Source organism: Synechococcus sp. H60.2, assembly GCF_047462315.1.
In the GTDB taxonomy this organism is placed as follows: domain Bacteria; phylum Cyanobacteriota; class Cyanobacteriia; order Thermostichales; family Thermostichaceae; genus Thermostichus.
In genome coordinates this window covers 38293-45713 of the sequence record NZ_JANSIZ010000015.1, presented here as the reverse complement: position 1 = coordinate 45713, position 7421 = coordinate 38293, and the positions used below count along the sequence as shown (strand labels likewise).

Sequence of the window (7421 nt, the reverse complement as noted above, 5' to 3'; positions counted from 1 at the left end):
CCCAGCTTTCTCATTGGGCATGTCCCGTACCCGTGCGACCATTCCGTGAGGGGGTGGGGGGGCCCCCCCCCCCCCGCCCCCCCCCCCCTCGGGCGGGGGGGGGTGGGGTCTGCGCTGCTTGTTGCTGGGGGACAGATGGAAAACTGGCTGTTTCAGGGCATTCTGGCCGCTTGGCTAGGGCAGGCTGTAGGCAGCTTAATGAAGAAAAACCGGCGATGTCTACCTACTCAACGTCCTACTCAGTTTCCTACGCGAAAATCTTTTTCCCGATTTGGGTGGCGGGGCTGCTGCTGATCAGCGGTGGCCTCCTGTTTGGCCTGTTTCGGGCTTTTGGGCTCTCGATAAAACCCAACCGGAACAGGTGCGCGCCAGCAACGAGCTAGAGCCCAGCCAAATCCGACAAGAGACCCGCCAAGCCGTGGCGCAACTGAGCGTGGATAGCCAATTTCTTGGCCAGGTGGGGGAGATCCGCCGCTTTATCAAAGAGGCCTAGCCAGCCCCGCTGTTGAGCCTCTCCAACTGGGCGGAAAATTGAGAGGGGACAAGCTTAGTGCCCACGCCGGCATCGGTTAGCAGTTCCAAGAGCAGGGAATGAGGGGATCCCCCGTCTAGGATGTGGGCAGCCCGAACCCCTTGAGCCAGGGCGCGAATGCAGCACTGCACCTTGGGGATCATGCCGCCCCTGACCACGCCGCTCTGGATTAACTGGCGGGCCGTCTCGATATCCAGGAGTGGAATCAGGGAGCTGGGATCCTCAGGATCTCTGAGAATGCCAGGGGTGTCGGTGAGAAGGATTAACTTTTCGGCCCCCAGAGAGGCTGCTAGCTCCCCGGCTACCGTATCAGCATTGATGTTGTAGGCTTGGCCCGTCTCGTCGGCGGCCACGCTGGAGATCACCGGGATCTGGCCGCCCTCCAACAGAGTTTGCACCAACTGGGGGTTGATGGTGCTGACTTCTCCCACAAAGCCAATTTCCGCCCGGCCCTGGGAGCGGGCTCGAATTAAATTGCCGTCCCGCCCGCACAGCCCTACTGCCGAGCCGCCGGCCAGGCTGATGAGCTGCACGATCTGTTTGTTAACCTTGCCCACCAGCACCATCTCCACCACCTCCATGGTGGCAGCATCGGTTACTCGCAGGCCATCGACAAACTTGAAGGGGATGTCCAACTTCTGCAGCCAACTGTTGATCTCCGGCCCTCCTCCATGCACCAGCACCGGCCGAATGCCGACACAGGCAAGAAAAACAATATCCCGCAGCACCTCAGCTCGGCGCTCCTGCTGCACCATGGCGGCGCCGCCATATTTGATGACCATGACGCGGCCTTGGTACTGCTGAATGTAGGGCAGAGCCTCGATGAGAATCTGCGCCCGCGTCAGGGGATCGCAGGCCACAGCCTGAGGGCTGGTTGTTCCTGAAAGAGAGGCGTTGGTCTGCACGGCTAGGGATCCCGTGTAAGACAAAAACTTCCAGAAGATCGTACTAGAAACTGACAGGCTGCTAGCTGCGCAAGGTAACCGGAAAGTGTTTCTCCAACTGGGCTCTTACTTGGTTTTGCGCGGCTTCCACCTCCGCATCGGTGAGGGTGCGATCCGGAGCGCGATAGACCAGGCGGAAGGCGAGGCTGCGCTGGCCCGGCGGCACACTTTGGCCGCGGTACTCGTCGAAAAGCTGCACCGACTGCAGCAGGGGGCCCGCCGCCTGGCGGATCACCTTCTCAATTTCTGCCACTGACAGCTCCAGCGGCGCAAAGAAGGCGATATCCCGATCCGAGGCCGGAAAAGGCGAGAAGGGAGAAAATTGTGCCAGGCCCCGCCTCTCCAGGCTGGCCAGCAAGGGATCCAACTCCAGCTCAAACCCATAGACCTCATCCGGCAAGTCCTTCTCCTGGCAAAGGCGGGGGTGCAACTGCCCGAAGATGCCGGTGCGGGATCCCTCGATCCAAATACCGGCCTGCCGACCGGGGTGCAACAGCCGCGACTGCGCCTCAGGGGGATCCGGGCGAAACTCGGGGGCAAATCCCAGCCGCTCCAGCGCCGAGACCAAGAGCCCCTTGGCCTCGAACCAGTCCATGGGTCGGTTGTGGTGCCGCCAGTCGTTGGGGTTGGGATCCCCGCCCAGGATGCCGCCCAGGTGCTCCGCCTCCTGATAGGGCTCAGGACTGGAGGGAGGGGCATAGGCAAAGACGTGGCCAATTTCAAAAGCCTGTAGGGGGCCGTTGCCCTGATCCCAGTTGAAGCGAAAAGCCTCCACCAAGCCCGGCAACAGCGCCTTGCGCACAGCGGAGTACTCGGGGGAAAGCGGATTGGCGATTTTGACCAGGGAGCTGTCCTCCTCCGCCGGACAGAGGGAGATGTGGTACACCTCCGTCAGACCGATGCCCCGCATCACCTCGCGAATTTGCCGGGTCAATGTTTCCCGTGCAGAGAGGGATCCCACCTGCGGCTCCGTGGGCAGGGTTTCCGAGAAGCGGTCGTAGCCGTAGAGACGGGCAAATTCCTCAATCAGGTCGATCTCCCGTTCGACATCCCGCAGGCGGTAGGGGGGAACAGTTACCTGCCAAACGCAGCAGGCCACGCTCGCTGTCTCCGTAGCAGGGAGGGAGGGAGCCTCCGGGGCAACTTTCTGACAGCGGGAAAGCTGAAAGCCTAGAGCCGACAAGATTTCCTCCACCTCCTCTGGCCGCACCTCTTCCCCCAACACGTCGATGAGGCGCGACAGCCGCAGCTTCAGGGTACGTTCTAAGGGCGGACGTTGGTCAAAGGTAGTGAGGCCAACCACCGATCCTCCCGCCAGCCCCAAAATCAACTGCACCGCCCGATCCCGCGCCAGGTCGAGGGTAGCAAAATTAACCCCCCGCTCGTAGCGGGCCGAGGCTTCTGTGCGCAGCCCCTGCGAGCGGGCCGAGCGGCGCGTCACCACTGGGTCAAAGAGGGCTGCCTCCAAAAAAATGCTAGTGGTGGCCGAGCTCACTTCTGTCTCTTCTCCCCCCATCACACCTGCTAGGGCTACCGGCTGGCCGCCGGCCACGATGAGATGGCTTTCAGGGTGCAAGGTGCGGGTTTGGCCGTCCAGGGTTTTTAGGGTTTCTCCCGCCTGGGCAAAGCGCACCTCAATGGTGGGCTTCTTCCTGCCCATGATTTGGAGCAGGCGATCCCAGTCGAAGGCGTGCAGGGGCTGGCCCCATTCCAGCAAGATCAAGTTGGTAACATCCACAACATTGTTGATGGAGCGCATGCCAGCGGCGGCCAGGCGATGCTTTAGCCAGTCGGGAGAAGGGCCGACCTTCACTCCCTCAATCAACACGCCACTGTAGGCGGGGCAGGCCTTGGCGTCGGCAATGCGCAATTTGAAATTGGGGATGGGCTTGGCCTGTAGGGGCTGAACTGGTGGCAGGCGCAGCGGGTTGCGGGTGAGGGCGGCCACCTCGCGGGCAATCCCCACCATGCTCAGAGCATCGGCGCGGTTGGCGGTGGAGGTGAGATCCAACACCACATCATCCAGGCCCAGCAGCGGGCGGGCGTCAGACCCCAGCGGGTACAGGTTGAGATCCAAATCAGGCGGAAATTCGTGGATCCCTTCCGAAACCCTCTCCAGCCCCAGCTCAGCCAAAGAGCAGATCATGCCTTCCGAGATCACTCCCCGCTTCTCTGCTTTGGCGATGGTCAGGTTCACAGCGGGCAGATGAGTGCCCGGCGTGGCCACAGGCACGAGGAGGCCAGCGCGGGCGTTGGCCGCTCCGCAGACGATGGTGGCCGGTTGCTCGGAGCCCAAGTCCACCTGGCAAACGCGCAGCTTGTCAGCATTGGGATGGGGCTCGGCGGCTAGGATCTTGCCCAGCACCACCCCTTCAGCCCAACTGCGGCGATCTTCAATCTCCTCCACCTCAAACCCCACCAGGGTGAGGGCTTCTGCCAATTCTTCCGGGGAAAGCTCAAAGTCCACCAATTCCCGCAGCCACTTCAAGGAAATGCGCATCGCTGAGCCATCGCTGCAAACGCCGCACCCATTATCGCTCACTCCGACTCCGGGCCAAAGGTAAGCAAGGCGCGCAAACTTCCCCTCGCAGGTAAGATGGTTACGCCATGCTGAGGTGCTGGCACCGAGGCGAGACAGCGCGTATTTCAGGCTGTGGATGTGGGTATGGGACAACGGCAACTCTTGCGCAGGATCCTGATCGGTCTGGGCCTTCTAGCTGCCATGATGGTGTGGGCTATCACCTGGCTGCTCACCCAAAGCCCTCTGGCTTTGTTGCTGTCTCGTCCGCCGCTGCCGCCGATTGTAGGCCTAGCCCCCCGTTCCACCCAGGCGCTGCTGCTGCTGGCCGCCCCTCTCGAGGATTTGCAGGCATTCTGGCAAGCGGCAACCCCCGCTTCCCAACGACGCGCCACCCGCCAGCAGTGGCGGAAGTTCTTCTCTGGCGCAGGCCCGGGCTGGCTGGGAGCCGTGTTGGCGGGGGGATCCCTGGACTTTGAGCAAGAGGTGCAGCCTTGGCTGGGGAAGAGTACCCTCTTGGCCAGCTTGCCGGAGTGGGGCACCTTGGTTGCCTTGGAAACTCGCGACGCGGCGCTTGCCCAATTCGAGCTGAACCTATTGTGGGAGCGGCAGAGCTTGGCCGGCTTGCCGGTGCAGGTGGATACCTACAAGGGCATTCAGGTGGTGTCCAGCCCACTTCCGGAGTTGCAGGGGTTCGCGGCAGCCCTTTTCGGCAAGCGCTATGTGCTGCTGGCAGAACAGGCTGCTGCCATTCGCGCCGCCATCGATGCCTGGCAGTTGCCGCAATTGTCGTTGGTGACCGAGCCACGGTTTCGGCAGGTGATCCAGCCGTTACGGGAGGCGCATGTGGGTTGGGCTTTCTGGCAAAATCCAGAATCCCCCTCTCCCGACGCCCTGGCGTTGCAGGCAGTGGGGCTGGGGCTGGGGGTAAACTTCCGGGGGTTGGTGGCCGAAACTGCCGTCCTTTGGCATACGCCTGCTGACTTTGCTTTGCCGACTGGAGAAACTTTTCGTCCGCAGGTTATTCGGCATCTGCCTGATGAGACGCTAGCGCTAATTTCCGGAAAGAACTGGGCTGCCCTTTGGCAGAGCCTGGGGCAGATGCAGCCCCTGAGCCTCTTCGGGCTGCGGCTGGATCCCGGCCAATGGCTGCAGCAGTTGCAATCGCAGGTGGAGCTGGACTGGCAGCACGTGTTGCCGGAAAGGGGAGAGTTCGCCCTTGCCTTTTTGCCCACGGATGGAGAACTGGCCTGGCTGTGGGTTGGCGAGATGCCAGATGCGCCAACGCTGGATGAGCGGGCAATCGCCCAGGGCTGGCAGGTGGTATCGATTGCAACTAAGCGTGGCACCACCACCGCCTGGAGCAAGCCAGTGGCCCAGCCGCAACCCCAGCCAAGCCACTCCACGCCGCGAGAAGACATCCCCCTCTTGGCCGCTAAGCTGCTGCAGGTCAGCGGCGGGGGAGGCTCTCCCCAGCTGCAGGCGGCAGAGGCTCTTCCCCAAGCCCTGCCCGCGATCCCGGGAGCATCGCCCCTCTTGGCCCAGGTGTACCACACTGACCGGGAAGGCTATGCCTACCTGGCTTCTTCTTTGGCGGCTTTGGAAGCGGCCCTGGCGGATCCCCCCTTGAGCGCCGACCGCGCCTGGCGCCGCCTGGTGGCCCCCCTGCCCCACCGCAACCTGGGCTATGGGTACGGATCCCTGGGAGTTCTACCGGAAACTTGGCTGCCCCAACTGCAGGGATCCCGCTGGTCGTCCACGCGCCTGGCCTTCGCCACCACTGCCCTGACGCTGTCCGAGGCTCCCTATCCGGATCGGGGGCGCTGGCTTCTCCAGAGGGGCAAGCTGTTTTGGCAGTGGTATTAGACGATCCAGGGATCCCGGCAGCCGGGGTGAATGTACTTGCCCAGGTAGAGCTGGTTGCCCGTCTCGTTCCACTGCACAAAGTCGAAAATTTGGGTGAGCAGGAGCATTCCCCGCCCCGACTCTTCCGTTTCCAGGATGCCGCAGCGGCAGCGGTTTAGCTCCTCCTGGGGATGAAAGCCGGAGCCCTGATCCCGCACCAGCCACTGATAAAACGACTCGGAGCTGGCGTATTCGACAATCACCCTCTTGTTGGGATCCAGGCCGTTGCCGTGGCGAACGGCGTTGATGATCGCCTCCTGCAGGCCCAAACGCACCTCCGCTCTCCAGGGGGGGGGAACTTTTGCGATCAACAAATCCAGAACCGGCTGGGTGTAGAGGGTGGAGGGAAAGCTGATAACGCTCCAGGAGCAGTTGGCGGGCTTGAGGGAGAGGGCAATCACAGGGGCAGTTGGGGGCGCAACGCTCTCCCCCCATTCTAGCCAATCCCCGTCGGCCTCAGCCCGGTCGGGCCAGATCCCGGCAGGGATCCTTTTTGACGTACCATCTTGAGTGGAGAAGCTCTTCGCAGTTACCCTGATCAGCTATGGTGATCAAAGTTGGGGATAAGGTTAAGGTGCGCTCTATTCGGGATCGCGGCCAAGAAGAGGTGAGCGCGCTGGTAGGCAAGGAGGCCGTAGTGCTGGCACGGCGGGTGGTCGATGGCAGTGGCATTGGCTATATTCTGGAATTTCCCGATCGATCCCGGCACTGGTTTTTCGAGAGCGAGCTGGAAGCGGTCGATTCCGGCCACGCCAAGGATGAGCCGAGTTGAGCAGTCTGGATACCGGCTAGACAGGGGATCAGGGGCAGTTGCAGTGTCGGATCCCCTCTGCGTGTAAGTTTCCGCCAGAGGAGTTGCCCCGGCTCCAAACTCCTCAAGCCTGCATTTCCGCTTTAGGTAGCCGGCCCGGGTGACGCCGTTCCCTTTTGGAGGGGGTTCTCGCTACACAGGTTGTGAGCATCAAGCCCAGGGTCGCTGGTGTCCTGTTGCCGTTGTCTGGATAAGTGGTCGTGGCTTCTCCTCCCCATTTGAATCGTCGTTTGCTGGCCCGCCAGATGGCTGCCCAGGTGGATGGCCTGACGGTGGAGATGGCTGCTGCCGCCCTGGAGGCGATGCTGGAGAGCATCAGCCGCTGCTTGGCCGAGGGGGGATCGGTGCGGCTGGCGCGCTTCGGAACTTTCTCGTTGCGCTACCGCCCCGCTCGGCAAACCTATCACCCGCGCACCAAAGCCCCCATCCACATCCCGCCTGCTCAGGTGCCCCATTTCGTTCCCAGCCCAGAACTGGGGCGACCCAGGGGGGAGCAGCGGCTGGGCTCGGTTTGACCACGAATACGGCGGCGCAAGCCCCGGTCTTTAGTCCTGGGGATAAGCCGCCTAATCTCGGCAGTATGTAGCCTGGAGTAGTATCAGGATGGCCTCGCAGGAGGCGCGCAACTTGCTGCTATCAAACCGTCCATCGAAAACCAACTCCGCAACTGGATACGCTGGCCCTGCTGAACTTTACTGCGGGCCTTTTGCA

Annotated in this window: 7 protein-coding genes; 4 read left to right on the top strand and 3 right to left on the bottom strand. The window is 62.2% G+C overall.

Translation table 11 applies throughout. The features are described 5' to 3' along the window. The first annotated feature begins 361 nt into the window (after positions 1 to 361). Positions 362 to 493 carry a hypothetical protein gene (locus NW845_RS04070; RefSeq protein WP_414364742.1) on the top strand — a complete coding sequence of 44 codons (132 nt, stop codon included), beginning with the start codon at positions 362 to 364 and terminating at the stop codon, positions 491 to 493. Here NW845_RS04070 and argB read toward each other — a convergent pair. Then, the gene (gene argB, locus NW845_RS04065; RefSeq protein WP_414376975.1) at positions 490 to 1392 is read right to left on the bottom strand and encodes an acetylglutamate kinase; all 903 of its coding nucleotides are present in this window, start codon (positions 1390 to 1392) and stop codon (positions 490 to 492) included. The genes NW845_RS04070 and argB overlap by 4 nt on opposite strands. A 106-nt stretch (positions 1393 to 1498) precedes the next feature. Continuing rightward, positions 1499 to 3976, bottom strand: a complete 2478-nt coding sequence (gene pheT / locus NW845_RS04060; protein WP_414376973.1) for a phenylalanine--tRNA ligase subunit beta — start codon at positions 3974 to 3976, stop codon at positions 1499 to 1501. Between the two features lie 165 nt (positions 3977 to 4141). Between pheT and NW845_RS04055 the strand changes: the two genes are divergently transcribed. Next, entirely contained in the window at positions 4142 to 5860 is a 1719-nt protein-coding gene (locus tag NW845_RS04055; protein WP_414376971.1) for a DUF3352 domain-containing protein, read from the top strand. On the opposite strand, the gene NW845_RS04050 is transcribed toward NW845_RS04055, so the two are convergent. Next, positions 5857 to 6300, bottom strand: a complete 444-nt coding sequence (locus NW845_RS04050; protein WP_414376969.1) for an ATP-binding protein — start codon at positions 6298 to 6300, stop codon at positions 5857 to 5859. The two genes, NW845_RS04055 and NW845_RS04050, sit on opposite strands and share 4 nt — an antisense overlap. A gap of 143 nt (positions 6301 to 6443) precedes the next feature. Between NW845_RS04050 and NW845_RS04045 the strand changes: the two genes are divergently transcribed. Together NW845_RS04045 and NW845_RS04040 are read left to right on the top strand one after the other, a co-directional pair. Beyond that, positions 6444 to 6671 carry a cytochrome b6f subunit family protein gene (locus NW845_RS04045; protein WP_414364736.1) on the top strand — a complete coding sequence of 76 codons (228 nt, stop codon included), beginning with the start codon at positions 6444 to 6446 and terminating at the stop codon, positions 6669 to 6671. Positions 6672 to 6910: 239 nt separating this feature from the next. Beyond that, a complete protein-coding gene (locus NW845_RS04040) occupies positions 6911 to 7225 on the top strand; it encodes an HU family DNA-binding protein (protein WP_414371732.1) in 315 nt (104 codons plus the stop codon). Positions 7226 to 7421: the final 196 nt, after the last annotated feature.